This is a genomic window from Pseudomonas sp. B21-010 (genome assembly GCF_024749325.1).
Classification (GTDB): domain Bacteria; phylum Pseudomonadota; class Gammaproteobacteria; order Pseudomonadales; family Pseudomonadaceae; genus Aquipseudomonas; species Aquipseudomonas kilonensis.
Genome location: NZ_CP087198.1, coordinates 475,657 through 489,714, shown reverse-complemented (window position 1 = coordinate 489,714; position 14,058 = coordinate 475,657). Strand labels below are relative to the sequence as shown.

14 protein-coding genes and 2 pseudogenes are annotated in these 14,058 nt (G+C 61.3%); 13 read left to right on the top strand and 3 right to left on the bottom strand.

The genetic code is table 11. From position 1 onward, the window contains the following. The first annotated feature begins 57 nt into the window (after positions 1-57). Entirely contained in the window at positions 58-1,740 is a 1,683-nt protein-coding gene (gene phaC, locus LOY50_RS02155) for a class II poly(R)-hydroxyalkanoic acid synthase (RefSeq protein WP_258690220.1), read from the top strand. Between the two features lie 60 nt (positions 1,741-1,800). Next, on the top strand, positions 1,801-2,421 hold the full coding sequence (locus LOY50_RS02150) for a TetR/AcrR family transcriptional regulator (RefSeq protein ID WP_092146795.1): 621 nt from the start codon (positions 1,801-1,803) through the stop codon (positions 2,419-2,421). A gap of 206 nt (positions 2,422-2,627) precedes the next feature. On the opposite strand, the gene LOY50_RS02145 is transcribed toward LOY50_RS02150, so the two are convergent. The 3 genes from LOY50_RS02145 to LOY50_RS02135 form a co-directional block, all read right to left on the bottom strand. Continuing rightward, positions 2,628-3,524 carry a phasin family protein gene (locus tag LOY50_RS02145; RefSeq protein WP_258691199.1) on the bottom strand — a complete coding sequence of 299 codons (897 nt, stop codon included), beginning with the start codon at positions 3,522-3,524 and terminating at the stop codon, positions 2,628-2,630. Between the two features lie 10 nt (positions 3,525-3,534). After that, a complete protein-coding gene (locus LOY50_RS02140) occupies positions 3,535-3,957 on the bottom strand; it encodes a phasin family protein (protein WP_003196940.1) in 423 nt (140 codons plus the stop codon). 265 nt (positions 3,958-4,222) lie between these two features. Further along, positions 4,223-4,498 carry a polyhydroxyalkanoic acid system family protein gene (locus LOY50_RS02135; RefSeq protein WP_072397964.1) on the bottom strand — a complete coding sequence of 92 codons (276 nt, stop codon included), beginning with the start codon at positions 4,496-4,498 and terminating at the stop codon, positions 4,223-4,225. Positions 4,499-4,653: 155 nt separating this feature from the next. Here LOY50_RS02135 and ubiE point away from each other — a divergent pair, with 155 nt between their 5' ends. The 11 genes and pseudogenes from ubiE to LOY50_RS29020 form a co-directional block, all read left to right on the top strand. Beyond that, entirely contained in the window at positions 4,654-5,424 is a 771-nt protein-coding gene (ubiE, locus tag LOY50_RS02130; protein ID WP_003196937.1) for a bifunctional demethylmenaquinone methyltransferase/2-methoxy-6-polyprenyl-1,4-benzoquinol methylase UbiE, read from the top strand. Beyond that, a pseudogene (locus LOY50_RS02125) lies at positions 5,424-6,048 on the top strand (SCP2 domain-containing protein). The gene ubiE and the pseudogene LOY50_RS02125 overlap by 1 nt, the downstream one beginning before the upstream one ends. Next, positions 6,045-7,649, top strand: a complete 1,605-nt coding sequence (gene ubiB / locus LOY50_RS02120; RefSeq protein ID WP_258690219.1) for a ubiquinone biosynthesis regulatory protein kinase UbiB — start codon at positions 6,045-6,047, stop codon at positions 7,647-7,649. Before LOY50_RS02125 ends, ubiB begins: the two are co-directional and overlap by 4 nt. Positions 7,650-7,730: 81 nt before the next feature. Further along, positions 7,731-8,129, top strand: coding sequence for a phosphoribosyl-AMP cyclohydrolase (gene hisI, locus LOY50_RS02115; protein WP_003196931.1), 399 nt, complete (start codon positions 7,731-7,733; stop codon positions 8,127-8,129). After that, positions 8,122-8,454, top strand: coding sequence for a phosphoribosyl-ATP diphosphatase (locus LOY50_RS02110; protein WP_003186671.1), 333 nt, complete (start codon positions 8,122-8,124; stop codon positions 8,452-8,454). The genes hisI and LOY50_RS02110 overlap by 8 nt, the downstream gene beginning before the upstream one ends. Positions 8,455-8,478: 24 nt before the next feature. Then, positions 8,479-8,766 carry a twin-arginine translocase TatA/TatE family subunit gene (locus LOY50_RS02105; protein WP_072344995.1) on the top strand — a complete coding sequence of 96 codons (288 nt, stop codon included), beginning with the start codon at positions 8,479-8,481 and terminating at the stop codon, positions 8,764-8,766. Positions 8,767-8,776: 10 nt separating this feature from the next. After that, complete coding sequence (tatB, locus tag LOY50_RS02100) at positions 8,777-9,199, top strand: Sec-independent protein translocase protein TatB (protein WP_253471071.1); 423 nt, start codon at positions 8,777-8,779, stop codon at positions 9,197-9,199. After that, positions 9,196-9,993, top strand: a complete 798-nt coding sequence (gene tatC / locus LOY50_RS02095; RefSeq protein WP_253471069.1) for a twin-arginine translocase subunit TatC — start codon at positions 9,196-9,198, stop codon at positions 9,991-9,993. The genes tatB and tatC overlap by 4 nt, the downstream gene beginning before the upstream one ends. Further along, positions 9,990-10,697, top strand: a complete 708-nt coding sequence (locus LOY50_RS02090; RefSeq protein WP_258690218.1) for a 16S rRNA (uracil(1498)-N(3))-methyltransferase — start codon at positions 9,990-9,992, stop codon at positions 10,695-10,697. Before tatC ends, LOY50_RS02090 begins: the two co-directional genes overlap by 4 nt. 81 nt (positions 10,698-10,778) lie before the next feature. Next, positions 10,779-12,767 carry a methyl-accepting chemotaxis protein gene (locus tag LOY50_RS02085; protein ID WP_408980832.1) on the top strand — a complete coding sequence of 663 codons (1,989 nt, stop codon included), beginning with the start codon at positions 10,779-10,781 and terminating at the stop codon, positions 12,765-12,767. 271 nt (positions 12,768-13,038) lie between these two features. Continuing rightward, a pseudogene (locus LOY50_RS29020) lies at positions 13,039-14,049 on the top strand (methyl-accepting chemotaxis protein); the annotation flags it as partial. Between the last annotated feature and the right edge of the window lie 9 nt (positions 14,050-14,058).

Here is a 14,058-nt window from a genome sequence, read left to right as displayed (position 1 = left end):
ACTATGTTGTCTGGTTCGGTGTGTTTGTTTTTAGCCTGATGACGAAGGAGTTGACTCATGCGCGACAAACCGGCGAAGGGTTCCATGCCCGCCCCTGCCAGCTTCATCAACGCACAAAGTGCGGTCACCGGCCTGCGTGGCAGGGACCTGCTGTCCACCTTGCGCAGCGTTGCCGTACACGGCTTGCGCAACCCGGTGCACAGTGCCCGGCACGCGTTGAAGCTGGGCGGTCAACTGGGCCGAGTGCTGCTGGGCGAGACCCTGCATCCCACCAACCCCAACGACCAGCGTTTCGCCGACCCCACCTGGCAGCTCAATCCGTTCTACCGCCGCAGCCTGCAGGCCTACCTGAGTTGGCAGAAACAGGTGACGAGCTGGATCGACGACAGCACCATGAGCCAGGATGACCGCGCCCGCGCCCACTTCGCCTTTGCCCTGCTCAACGACGCCGTTTCGCCGTCCAACACCTTGCTCAACCCGCTGGCGGTCAAGGAACTGTTCAACTCCGGCGGCACCAGCCTGGTTCGAGGCCTCAGCCATCTGGTGGATGACCTGCTGCACAACGACGGGTTGCCGCGACAAACCACGCCCCATGCCTTTGAAGTCGGCAAGACCCTGGCGACCACTCCCGGCGCAGTGGTGTTTCGCAACGAATTGCTCGAGCTGATCCAGTACCGGTCCATGAGCGAAAAGCAATACGCCAAGCCGTTGCTGATCGTGCCGCCGCAGATCAACAAGTTCTACATTTTCGACCTGAGCCCTTCCAACAGCTTCGTCCAGTACGCCCTGAAAAACGGTTTGCAGGTCTTCATCATCAGTTGGCGCAACCCCGACGTACGCCACCGTGAATGGGGCCTGTCCAGCTATGTCGAGGCCGTGGAAGAGGCCATGAACGTCTGCCGGGCGATCACCGGCGCCCGCGAGGTCAACCTGATGGGCGCCTGCGCCGGGGGCCTGACCATCGCCGCCCTGCAGGGCCACTTGCAAGCCAAGCGCCAGCTACGCCGGGTCGCCAGTGCCACGTACCTGGTGAGCCTGCTGGACAGCCAGATCGACAGCCAGGCCACGTTGTTCATCGACGAACAGACCCTCGAAGCCGCCAAGCGTCGCTCCTACCAGAAAGGCATCCTCGATGGCCGCGACCTGGCCCGGGTGTTCGCCTGGATGCGCCCCAACGATCTGATCTGGACTTACTTCATCAACAACTACCTGCTGGGCAAGGAGCCACCGGCCTTCGACATCCTCTATTGGAACAACGACTGCACCCGCCTGCCGGCGGCTTACCACGGCGACCTGCTGGACTTCTTCAAGCACAACCCACTGACCCATCCCGGCGGCCTGGAAGTGTGCGGCACGCCCATCGACCTGCAGAAAGTGACGGTGGACAGCTTCAGTGTGGGCGGCATCAATGACCACATCACGCCGTGGGACGCGGTGTATCGCTCGACCCTGTTGCTCGGTGGCGAAAAACGCTTCGTGCTTTCCAACAGCGGCCATGTCCAGAGCATCCTCAACCCGCCGGGCAACCCCAAGGCCAACTTCATCGAAAGCGCAAAATTGAGCAGCGACCCACGGGCCTGGTACTACGACGCCAAGCACGTCGAAGGCAGTTGGTGGACCCAATGGCTGGGCTGGATCCAGGAGCGTTCCGGTGCCCAGCACGAAACCCAGATGACCTTGGGCAATGCGAACTACCCGCCTCTGGACGCGGCTCCCGGCACCTATGTTCGCGTGCGCTGAAGGCCTTACCCCATGGCCAGGCGATTGGCCGTGGCATGACTTGATCATTAAGAAGACCGGATGAAAACCCGCGACCGCATCCTTGAATGTGCCCTGCAATTGTTCAACGAAAAGGGCGAACCGAACGTCTCCACCATGGAAGTTGCCAACGAAATGGGCATCAGCCCAGGCAACCTCTACTACCACTTTCATGGCAAGGAACCGCTGATCCTCGGGCTGTTCGAGCGATTCCAGGGCGAACTGGCGCCGCTGCTGGACCCTCCGGCGGACGTGCAGTTGGCGCCGGAAGACTACTGGCTGTTCCTGCACTTGATCGTCGAGCGCCTGGCCCAGTACCGGTTTCTGTTCCAAGACCTGTCGAACCTGGCCGGGCGCCTGCCGAAGCTGGCCAAGGGTATCCGCCAATTGCTCAATGCCCTGAAGCGCACCCTCGCCTCACTGCTGGCGCAGCTCAAGGCCCAGGGATTGCTGATCAGCGATACCCAGGCCCTGGGGCAGCTGGTGGAGCAGATCACCATGACCTTGCTGTTCTCCCTGGACTACCAGCGGATCCTCGACCGCGAAGGCGAGGTTCGGCTGGTGGTCTACCAGATCATGATGCTGGTGGCCCCGCACCTGCCGCCCGCGACCAAGGTGGCGACTGAGCAACTGGCGTTGCGCTACCTGGAAGAACACGACTAACCACCGACAGTGGCAGATCCATTGTGGGAGCGAGCTTGTGGGAGCAAAGCTTGCTCGCGATCCAGGCGCTGCGGTCCTCAAGAGACCGCGGCGTTTTCATCGCGGGCAAGCCTTGCTCCCACAAAGCTCGCTCCCACAGGTTGACCTGCATACAAACAAAAACGCCCGACCTTCACAGGCCGGGCGTTTTTGCATGTCCCGCAGAATCAGGACTGGGTGGTAGGCGTCGATGGAGCCGGCGCTGGAGTTGGCGTCGCGACCGGCGTCGGAGCGGCGGCGGAGTTCGCCGTGCTCGTTGGGGTCGCTGGTTTGGCGGCCGCGGTCGGCGCCTTCGGTGCAGCGGCTTTCGGCGCGGCCGGTTTTTTCACGGCCGGTTTTTTCGCCGCAGCAGGTTTGGCCGCCGCTTTTGCCGCAGGCTTGGCGGCGGGTTTCGCTGCCGGTTTGGCCGCTGCCGTTTTAGCCGCGGGTTTGGCCGCAGGCTTGGCTGCCGCTTTGGCCGCAGGTTTGGCCGCTACCGGTTTGGCCGCCGCCTTGGCAGCAGGCTTGGCCGCAGCAGTTCTAGCCGCAGGTTTGGCCGCTGCTTTCGCCGCAGGTTTGGCGGCGGGTTTTGCCGCAGCCTTGACCAATGGCTTGGCCGCCGTTTTAGCGGCCGGCTTGGCCGCCGCAGTCTTGGTCGCCACGGGTGCGACTTTGGCGCCGGTGAGTTTTTCGATCTGCTTGGTCAGGGTGTCGACCTTGCTGTGCAGTGCCTTGACTTCATTACGGCTCGGCACGCCCAGGCGCGAGATCGCACTGTTCAGGCGCTTGTCGAAAGCCCCTTCCAGTTCGTCCCATTTGCCCAGTGCACGATCCTTCACGCCGCCGATTCGCGACTTGGCGGACTCGGCAGAGTCCTTGGCGGCATCGACTTGTTTGCCGACTGCCGTCTTGGTGAGTTTTTCGGCCTTTTCGCCGTCCTTAACCAGGGACTCGAAGAGCTTGCTGCCGTCAGTGTCGATCTTCGAGTACACGCCTAAACCAGCAAGCCAGATTTTGCGGGAATACTTTTCAATCTTCCCGGCCCACGAGCTGCCCTCTTTTTCTGTGATTTTTTTGCCAGCCATCCCGTTCTCCTTAATGTTTACGCGCGACACGTTCGAGCAATGCTGTCAGCTCATCGAGCTTAGCAGAGAGTGTCTCAACGTCATGTTTAGACGGAATGCCGATACGATTCAAGGCACTTGCAACACGGGCATCAAATACCTTCTCGACTTTATCGAGTTGTACTTCAACCCGGGCCTTGAAAGTATTGACGTCGCTCTTGGCTTCAATCAATTCACTGTTGGCCGCTTCAAGTTTTCCGGCAATTTTCTTTTTGCCTTTGGTTTCAATAACTTCGCCAGCCTTTACCAACTCCTGAAAGTACTCGCTGCCTTCCTGGCCGACCTTCGTGTAGGCGCCCAGGCCCGCCAGCCAGATCTTGCGCGCGTACGTTTTCACGTCGCTGAGCGTGGAAGATTCAACGTCGGTTTTTTTCTTCAGAATAACTTTGGCCATGGTGCACCTCACTCGAAAATGGTTTGAGGAACTGCCCGCACACGGTCGGGCTCAGGCACAAAGTAGTGACAATAATTAGAAAGGGCACCCTAACAACTGACACAAAACCTGAGGGTGATGACTTCCCATTGTGGGAGCGAGCTTGCTCGCGATGGCGGAGTGTCAGCCAACTTTGATGTGACTGAAACAATGCCATCGCGAGCAAGCTCGCTCCCACAGGAGGATTGGTGGTGAACTTGAGTACTGCATCCACCCTTTCGATCAATCAGGCCAACGCCTTATCCAACGCCTTTTCGATTTCGCTCTTGATCGTGCCGCTCATGGCCGACATCAACATGCCCAGCTCCACGTCGACGCGGATCGAGTCCTCGCCCACATGCACTTCGCCCTTGACCCCGGAACGCTTGAGTTTCAGGGTGTCGCCCTCCCACTGCGGCTCCAGGCCATAGCTGTCGGACAACTTCTGCGCCAGCTTGTCGGCCTTCTCTCGCGCCGCTTCCTTGCCCAGGCCATGGGCACGCTCAACAGTTATACGGGCCATCGGGTGACTCCTGTTTTATCGGGACTTGCCTGAACGTTTCAGACCCTGGCTGCGTCAAAACGTCCCGGCGGTAGCCCATCTTACCTTCAGCCTTGCCAAGACAAAGCCCTCCACCGGGATTAGAATGTCCCGCATTCTTTTTTGGTGACCGCGATATGACTGATCAGCGCAAAGGCAGCGATGCCGAACCCACCACTCACTTCGGCTTCAAGAACGTGCCGGAAAGCCAGAAAGCGGAAAAAGTCGCTGAGGTTTTCCACTCCGTAGCTGCCAAGTATGACTTGATGAACGACCTGCTCTCGGGCGGCATGCACCGCCTGTGGAAGCGTTTCGCGATCGAACTGTCGGGCGTGCGCAGCGGCAATCGCGTACTGGACATCGCTGGCGGCACGGGCGACCTGACGAAGAAGTTTTCCCACATCGTCGGGCCGACCGGCCAGGTGGTCCTGGCCGACATCAACGAATCCATGCTCAAGGTCGGTCGCGACCGCCTGCTGGACCTGGGTGTGGCCGGCAACGTCGAGTTCGTCCAGGCCGACGCTGAAAAGCTGCCGTTCCCCGACAACCATTTCGACTGCGTGACCATCGCCTTCGGCCTGCGCAACGTCACCCACAAGGAAGATGCCCTGCGCTCGATGCTGCGCGTGCTCAAGCCCGGTGGCCGCCTGCTGGTGCTGGAGTTCTCCAAGCCGACCAACGCGCTGATGTCCAAGGCCTATGACGCCTACTCGTTCGCCTTCATGCCGCTGATGGGCAAGCTGATCACCAACGACTCGGAAAGCTATCGCTACCTGGCCGAATCGATCCGCATGCACCCGAACCAGGAAACCCTGAAGTCGATGATGGTCGAGGCCGGTTTCGACCGCGTGACCTACCACAACATGACCGCAGGCATCGTCGCCCTGCACCGCGGCATCAAGCCCTGATGCTGCTGACCGGCCTGCTCGCCAGCGTCGAACTCGGCCTCAACCGGGTGCTGCGCCTGGACAGCACGGCGCTCGCGCGCCTGGCGCACTTGAGCGGCAAGGTGATCGCCGTGGACTGCCGCAGCCCGGCGTTGCGGTTGTTCATCCTGCCCAGCGACGAAGGCCTGCTGCTCGCTGCGCACTGGGAGGCCGAAGCCGACTGCACGCTGCGCGCCCCGGCGTCGAGCCTGCTGAACCTGGCCCTGGGCAAGGACAAGACCGCGGTGCTGCACCGCCCCGACGTGGAGCTCGACGGCGACAGCGGCGTACTGCTGGAGCTGGCGGCGATTCTCCAGGACCTGGAGCTGGACTGGGAATACGAAGTGTCCCGCTGGATCGGTCCGGTGGCGACCCAACTGCTCAGCGGCCATCTGCGCAGCCGCAGCCGCTGGTATCGGCAGGGGTTCGCCAGCCTGGGGCAGAATCTGAGTGAATACCTGGCCGAAGAATCGCGTACCCTCGTAGGCCAACGCGAAGCACAAGCCCGTTTTAATGAACTGGACCAGATCAAACTTGACCTGGAACGTCTCGAGGCGCGTTTCGAGCGCCTTTCCCGATCCCTTGAAACCAAGCGATAACGCATGAAGCTGCTTGCCGTCCGCCGTTTGTTGCGCATCCAGCGCGTCGTGATCCGCTACCGCCTCGATGACCTGCTGTTCGCCCTGCCGCTGCCCTGGTTTCTCCTGGCCCTGCGCTTCGTGCTGCCGTGGCGCTGGTTTCCCCGGCGAACGCTGGACCTGAGTCGCGGTGCGCGCTTGCGCCTGGCCTTGCAGGACCTGGGGCCGATTTTCATCAAGTTCGGGCAGATCCTTTCGACCCGTCGCGACCTGTTGCCCGAAGACATCGCCGATGAACTGATGCGCCTGCAAGACCGCGTGCCGCCGTTCGACTCCAAGGTGTCGGTGGCGCTGATCGAGGAACAACTGGGCAAGAAGATCAGCGAAGTCTTCAGCCGTTTCGACGTCGCGCCCCTGGCCTCGGCCTCCGTGGCCCAGGTTCACGCCGCGCAACTCAAGAGCGGTGAAGAAGTAGTGGTCAAGGTCATCCGCCCGGGCCTCAAGCCGATCATTGCCCAGGACCTCGCGTGGCTGTTCATCCTCGCCCGCGCCGCCGAGCGGTTGTCAGCCGATGCCCGCCTGCTGCACCCGGTGGACGTGGTCCAGGACTACGAAAAAACCATTTACGACGAACTCGACCTGCTGCGCGAGGCGGCCAACGCCAGTCAGCTGCGTCGCAACTTCGAGGGTTCGCCGCTGCTCTATGTGCCGCAAGTCTACTGGGACTGGTGCCGGCCGAAAGTATTGGTGATGGAGCGCATCTACGGCATCCAGGTCACCGACCTGGCGACCCTGGCCGACCAGCGCACCGACATGAAGATGCTCGCCGAACGCGGCGTGGAAATCTTCTTCACACAGGTGTTTCGCGACAGCTTCTTCCATGCCGACATGCACCCGGGCAACATCTTCGTCAGCACGGTGCAGCCGTGGAGCCCGCAGTACATTGCCATCGACTGCGGCATCGTCGGCAGCCTGACCCCGGAAGACCAGGACTACCTGGCGCGCAACCTGTTTGCCTTCTTCAAGCGTGACTACCGTCGCGTCGCCCAGCTGCACATCGATTCGGGCTGGGTGCCGGCCGAGACCAAGCTCAACGAATTCGAAGCGGCGATCCGTACCGTGTGCGAACCGATCTTCGAAAAACCGTTAAAAGATATTTCCTTCGGTCAGGTACTGATGCGCCTGTTCCAGACCGCGCGACGCTTCAACATGGAAGTCCAGCCACAGTTGGTGCTGTTGCAGAAAACCCTGCTGAACATCGAAGGCCTCGGCCGTCAGTTGTACCCGGACCTCGACCTGTGGAACACCGCCCAGCCGTTCCTCGAACGCTGGATGCGCGAGCGCGTCAGCCCCAAGACCTTGCTGGGCAACGTGCAAAGCCAGTTCGAGCAGCTCCCGCACCTGGCCAATATGACCCGCGACCTGCTCGAACGCATGTCACAGCCCCACGCACACGACCCGGCGCCGCCGTGGCACCGACGCAAGGACGACTGGCTGTTGCGCCTGCTGGGCGCGGCTCACCTGGGAGGTGGCGCAATGCTGGCGGCTGGTGGACCGTTGAGCGAATTGGGCCATTGGCCCGCCGGAATCATGGTGATCGTTGGTTTGTATCTGGTCGTTCGCCGATAGCCAGCACCGGTTCGCGCTGGCACACTGTTTCAACGCTGGGCCCGCCGACGTCAGGTGCGCGGTCCATGGTCGGAGTCAAAGATGAAAAACTGGCAGGACGAGATCAAATGGGACGCTGACGGCCTGGTGCCGGCCATCGCCCAGGACCACAAGACCGGGCGCGTATTGATGATGGCCTGGATGAACCGCGAAGCGCTGGCCCTGACCGCCGCCGAGAACCGTGCCATCTATTGGTCACGTTCCCGCGGCAAGCTGTGGCGCAAAGGTGAAGAGTCCGGGCACGTGCAGCACCTGCATGAGATGCGCCTGGACTGCGACGGCGACGTCATCATCCTGATGGTCGAGCAAGTCGGTGAGATTGCCTGCCACACCGGCCGTCAAAGCTGCTTCTATCGCGTCTTCGAGAACGGCGACTGGAAAACCGTCGACCCGGTGCTCAAGGACCCGCACGCCATTTATTCAGGACATACCCATGAGTGACACCCTGACCCGCCTGGCCCAGGTGCTGGAAGAGCGCAAGGGCGCCGCGGCCGACAGTTCCTATGTCGCCAGCCTGTACCACAAGGGCTTGAACAAGATTCTGGAGAAAGTCGGCGAAGAGTCGGTCGAGACCATCATCGCCGCCAAGGACGCCGCCATCAGTGGCGATTGCAGCGACGTGATCTATGAGACCGCCGACCTGTGGTTCCACAGCCTGGTCATGCTGGCCCAACTGGGGCAGCATCCGCAGGCCGTACTGGATGAACTGGACCGTCGCTTCGGTCTGTCCGGGCACGTCGAGAAAGCCTCGCGCCCGTCCGCCTGATCAACTTTTGAGAGGAATAGCTCCATGGGTATTTTTGACTGGAAACACTGGATCGTCATCCTGGTCGTCGTGGTGCTGGTGTTCGGTACCAAGAAACTGAAAAACCTCGGCACCGATGTCGGCGAGTCGATCAAGGGCTTTCGCAAGGCCATGAACGACGACGAAAAACCGGCCGACCCGTCGGCGGCGGCTGGCCAACCGGCGCAGCCGACCCAACCGGTACACCCCCAGGCCAGCCAGCCTGTAAATGCACCGCACACCATCGACGTGCAGGCACAGAAAGTCGAAGAGCCCGTCCGCAAAGACTCGTGAGCACTGACTAATGTTTGGGATCAGCTTCACTGAACTGCTGCTCGTCGGCCTCGTCGCCCTGCTGGTGCTGGGCCCCGAGCGCCTGCCGGGTGCTGCGCGCACCGCCGGTCTGTGGATCGGCCGCCTGAAGCGCAGCTTCAATGCGATCAAACAGGAAGTTGAACGTGAAATCGGTGCCGACGACATCCGTCGGCAACTTCACAACGAACATATTCTGTCCCTGGAGCAGGAAGCGCGGAAAATCTTCACGCCAACCCAACAGGAACCGACGCCGGTTCAGCCCGTGGCCGAACCGACGATTGCGCCCCAGGCGCCGGTGGATGGTGCGGGGCCGGTGGCTGAACCGGCGCCAGTGACACCGACGGCAGCGGATACAGCACCTCCTGCTGTCCCTGCGCCTAACGACCCTACTTTGCCGCCGCGAGCCCCATGAGCGATATCCCTGAAAACGACCAGCCGATGCCGCTGGTATCGCACCTCACCGAGTTGCGCACCCGCCTGCTGCGTTGCGTCGCGGCGGTTTTCATCATCTTCGCCGGGCTGTTTTCCTTCACCCAGCAGATCTACACCTTCGTCTCCACGCCGCTGCGCCAGTACCTGCCGGTAGGGGCGACAATGATCGCCACCGACGTGTCGTCGCCGTTCCTGACGCCGCTGAAGCTGACGATGATGGTCTCGCTGTTCCTGGCGATCCCGGTGATCCTGCACCAGATCTGGGGCTTCATTGCGCCGGGCCTGTACAAGCATGAAAAACGCATCGCCGTGCCGCTGCTGGTGTCCAGCATCCTGCTGTTCTACACCGGCATGGCCTTCGCCTATTACCTGGTGTTCCCGCTGATCTTCAAGTTCTTCGCCGCCGCCACCCCGGCGGGCGTGGAAATGATGACCGACATCAGCAGCTACCTGGATTTCGTCATGACGCTGTTCTTCGCCTTCGGCGTGGCGTTCGAAATCCCGGTGGCCGTGGTGCTGCTGGTGTGGATTGGCGTGGTCGACGTGGCCTATTTGAAGAAAATCCGCCCCTACGTGGTCATCGGCTGCTTCGTGGTCGGCATGATCCTGACCCCGCCGGACATCTTCTCCCAGACCCTGCTCGCGGTGCCTATGTGGCTGCTGTTCGAGATCGGCATCCTGTTCGGTGGCCTGGTGCGCAAGCGTCGGGAAGAAGAGCCCGAGGAACAACCGGTCGATGACCACAACGACCAGCCGCCAGCGACCCAAGCGTGAACCTGCTGCTGCTCGAAGAGGCCGACTTCATCGGGCCCGACCGCGTGATCCTGAGCGATCGCCGGTTGACCCACATGCAGGAAGTCCATCGCAGCGCCGTCGGTGACAGCCTGCGCGTCGGGCGCATCGGCGGGCTGATGGGCACCGCCCAGGTGCTGCGCCTGGAAGCCCGCGAGGCCGAACTGCAAGTGACCCTCGACCAGCCTCCACCGGCCAAGTTGCCGCTGACCCTGGTGCTGGCCCTGCCGCGTCCGAAAATGCTTCGGCGGGTGTTCCAGACCGTCGCCACCATGGGCGTGCCGCGCGTGGTGCTGGTCAACAGTTATCGCGTGGAAAAGAGCTTTTGGCAGACGCCGTTCCTCGAGCCCGAGGCCATCCGCGAGCAACTGATCCTGGGCCTGGAACAAGCCCGGGACAGCGTGCTGCCGGACATCATCATCGAAAAACGCTTCAAGCCCTTCGTCGAAGACCGCCTGCCGGCCATGACCGACGGCACCTTGGGCCTGGTCGGTCACCCCGGCAACTACCCGCCCTGCCCTCGTGCGCTGACAGAACCGGTGACACTGGCCATTGGTCCGGAAGGCGGCTGGATTCCCTACGAGATCGACCTGTTGGCCAAGGCCGGCCTGCAACCGGTGCAACTGGGCGAGCGGATCCTGCGGGTCGAGACCGCGGTTACAGCGCTGCTCGCACGACTGTTCTGATCCTCTGTCGCTTGCCACCGCGTTCCAAGCTCATTTAGCTCATTTCTCCAGTTCCTCCCACAATCTGTCGATACAGCTACTATGAAAGGCAGTTCCGCCCTTCAAGGGAGTATCAGCATGTTCCGATGGCTAGGTAACGTAGGCGTCAATCGCAAACTCGGCTTTGGTTTCGGGCTGGTACTCTTCTTGACAGTAATGATCGCCTTCACCGGCTGGACCGGCCTGCGTAAGGTGATTGCCCACGGCGACACGCTGGGGCTCATCGCCAGCCTGAATGACGTGACCAAGGACCTGCGTTCCGCGCGCATGGATTACGACGCGACCCGCGGCGAAAAAGGCCCAGGTGACCTCAACGATCTCCTCGGTAAATTGGAGCCCGGGCTACGGACCGCGCGCCAATCGATCGAGCAACCGGCCGACGTGGCGATCATCGACAAGCAACTGGCGGCCGTCGCCGAGTACAGGACTGCCGTCGCCGATTTGATCCGCGCCACCGCCAGTCGTGAGGATGCCCGCAGCAAATTGGGCGCCAGCGCCGATAACGCCGTGACCCGTGTCTCCGACATTGAAAACGCCCTATTGCAAGGCGATAGCGTGACACAATTCAACAGTGTGGTGACCTTGGGCAAGGCCATCCAGCAGGCCCGTTATCAGGTTCGCGGCTACACCTACAGTGGCCAGGCCGACGCCGAGCAACCCGCGCAGGATGCCATCGATAACGCTTTGAAAATTCTCGACAGGATTGCGGCCCAACTGCCAGAAGAACACGCCGCCAAGCTGCACCAGGCCGGCGAATCGTTCAAGACCTATCGTGCAACCGTCAGCCAGTTCCGTGACGCCCAGACCGCAAACGCTGCAGCCATCAAGCGCATGTCCGACCTGGGGGTCGTGCTACGCGAGGCCAGCAGAAATCTCACAGTGTCCCAGACGACCGTGCGCAATCAGGAAGCTGCCCAGGCCGAGACTATCCTGGGATTGGCCGCCGCACTGGCCCTTCTGCTCGGCTTGATCGCGGCCCTGGCGATCACCCGGCAGATCGTCGACCCGCTGGACCAGACTCTCAAGGTTGCCGAATACGTGGCCGCTGGCGACTTGACCCACAACCTCACCTCCGAGCGCCGCGACGAATTGGGCCAGCTACAGCGCGCCATGCAAAGCATGACCGTGGGCCTGCGGCAATTGATCGGCGGCATCAGCGACAGTGTCACGCAAATCGCCAGTGCCGCTGAACAGCTCTCGGCCGTCACCGAGCAGACCAGCGCCGGGGTCAACAAACAGAAAGAGGAAACCGACCAGGTCGCCACCGCCATGCACGAAATGACCGCCACGGTGCAGGAAGTGGCACGTAATGCCGAGGAGGCCTGCGAAGCGACGGTCGCCGCCGACCAGCAGGCTCGCGAAGGCGAAAAAGTCGTGGGTGAAGCCATCGCCCAGATCGAACGCCTGTCCAAGGAAATGGGCAATTCCACCGAAGCCATGGGTCATCTCAAGCGCGAGAGTGACAAGATCGGCAGCGTGCTGGACGTGATCAAGTCCGTGGCCCAGCAAACCAACCTGCTGGCCCTCAACGCGGCCATCGAGGCAGCCCGGGCCGGTGAAGCCGGGCGTGGTTTCGCCGTCGTGGCCGACGAGGTTCGTGGCCTGGCCCAGCGTACCCAGAAATCCACCGAAGAAATCGAAGCACTGATCGGCAACCTGCAATCGGGCACCGAACAGGTCGCCACCACCCTGGACAACAGCCGCAACCTGACCGACAGCAGCGTCGAACTGACCCGCCGTGCCGGTGGCTCACTGGAAAACATCACCCGCACGGTCTCGGCGATCCAGTCGATGAACCAGCAGATCGCCGCTGCGGCCGAGCAGCAGAGCGCCGTGGCCGAAGAGATCAACCGCAGCGTCGTGAATGTTCGCGATGTCTCCGAACAAACCGCCTCCTCCAGTGAGGAAACCGCCGCCTCCAGCGCCGAACTGGCCCGGCTGGGGGGCATTTGCAGACACTGGTGGGACGCTTCAAAGTCTGATCAAAAGGGCAGGCATAAAACCTGTGGCGAGGGAGCTTGCTCCCGCTAGGCTCTGTAGGAGCTGGCGAAGGCTCGGGCCGCGTTCGGACGATCTTTTGATCTTGATCTTTCGCTCGAGATTCAAGTGCCTGGGGAAAGATCGCAGCCTCGTTGCACTCGACAGCTCCTACACAGCTCCTACACAGCTCCTACAAGACGCACCCAGCGGGAGCAAGCTTCCTCGCCACAAAAAATCCCAGCGCATCTATTTTCTACAGATCCCCATCACATGGTCGATACTCTTTTCATAAGACCTAATAAAAGGCTCCAGGAGTATCAGCATGTTCAGTTGGCTAACCGAAAAGCTGGGAAACGTAAGTGTCAATCGCAAACTGGGTTTCGGTTTTGGCCTGGTGCTGCTCATGACCGTCCTGAGCACGTTCGCGGGCTGGAACAGCCTGAGCAGCGTGATCAGCCGCGCAGATAAACAGGCGTCCATCGCCAGCCTCAATGAGTTGGCCAAGGATTTGCGAATCGCCAGTCTCGACTATGAGATGCGGCGCGGCGAACAAGGGCCAACAGCGGTCAATGAATTCGTGGGCAAGCTTCAAGAAAACGTACAAGCGGCCCTCAAACGGTTTGTACGTCCGGCAGACCAGGAGTTGCTCAATCAGCAGCTGGCTATCCTCGATGAGTACAAACGCGCCTTTGCCGACCTGACCCAGGCGACGCAGAACCGCGAATCGGCCCGATCCAAACTTGGCGCCAACGCCGACAATGCCGTAGCCAAGGTGAAAGAGGTCGAAAATGCCTTGCGCCAAGGCGACAGTGTGGCGCAATTCGACAGTGTGGTTGAGCTGAGCAAACTGCTCCAGCAAGCCCGCTACCAAGTTCGCGGCTACACCTACAGCGGCAAGGCCGATGCCGAGCAACCGGCGCTGGATGCCATCGATAGCGTGTTGAAAAACCTTGAAAGCCTGACGGGCAAACTGCCGGAACACGCCACCAACCTGCAACAAGCCTCTGAATCGATGAAGGCTTATCGCGCTGCCGTCAGCCAGTTCCGCGACTCACAGGTCGCCAGCGCCTCGGCCCTCAAGAAAATGGCCGACCAAGACACCCGCTTGAACGGCCTGGATAATCAATTGACGACTTCGCAGATCGAGAAACGCGACCAGGAAACGGCTCAAGCGAAAGAAACGCTGATCATCGTCACCATCCTGGCATTAGCGTTTGGCCTGCTGGCCGCATGGATCATTACCCGGCAGATCGTCGCGCCACTGCAACAGACCCTGGTGGCCGTCGAACGTGTCGCCTCCGGCGACTTGAGCCATAACCTGGTGGTCACTCGCCGCGACGAC

Excerpts from the sequence above, each read along its gene's own strand:
- phaC (WP_258690220.1), top strand. The coding sequence starts at position 58 with ATGCGCGACAAACCGGCGAAGGGTTCCATGCCCGCCCCTGCCAGCTTC.
- LOY50_RS02150 (WP_092146795.1), top strand. The coding sequence starts at position 1,801 with ATGAAAACCCGCGACCGCATCCTTGAATGTGCCCTGCAATTGTTCAAC.
- LOY50_RS02145 (WP_258691199.1), bottom strand. The coding sequence starts at position 3,524 with ATGGCTGGCAAAAAAATCACAGAAAAAGAGGGCAGCTCGTGGGCCGGG.
- LOY50_RS02140 (WP_003196940.1), bottom strand. The coding sequence starts at position 3,957 with ATGGCCAAAGTTATTCTGAAGAAAAAAACCGACGTTGAATCTTCCACG.
- LOY50_RS02135 (WP_072397964.1), bottom strand. The coding sequence starts at position 4,498 with ATGGCCCGTATAACTGTTGAGCGTGCCCATGGCCTGGGCAAGGAAGCG.
- ubiE (WP_003196937.1), top strand. The coding sequence starts at position 4,654 with ATGACTGATCAGCGCAAAGGCAGCGATGCCGAACCCACCACTCACTTC.
- ubiB (WP_258690219.1), top strand. The coding sequence starts at position 6,045 with ATGAAGCTGCTTGCCGTCCGCCGTTTGTTGCGCATCCAGCGCGTCGTG.
- hisI (WP_003196931.1), top strand. The coding sequence starts at position 7,731 with ATGAAAAACTGGCAGGACGAGATCAAATGGGACGCTGACGGCCTGGTG.
- LOY50_RS02110 (WP_003186671.1), top strand. The coding sequence starts at position 8,122 with ATGAGTGACACCCTGACCCGCCTGGCCCAGGTGCTGGAAGAGCGCAAG.
- LOY50_RS02105 (WP_072344995.1), top strand. The coding sequence starts at position 8,479 with ATGGGTATTTTTGACTGGAAACACTGGATCGTCATCCTGGTCGTCGTG.
- tatB (WP_253471071.1), top strand. The coding sequence starts at position 8,777 with ATGTTTGGGATCAGCTTCACTGAACTGCTGCTCGTCGGCCTCGTCGCC.
- tatC (WP_253471069.1), top strand. The coding sequence starts at position 9,196 with ATGAGCGATATCCCTGAAAACGACCAGCCGATGCCGCTGGTATCGCAC.
- LOY50_RS02085 (WP_408980832.1), top strand. The coding sequence starts at position 10,779 with ATGAAAGGCAGTTCCGCCCTTCAAGGGAGTATCAGCATGTTCCGATGG.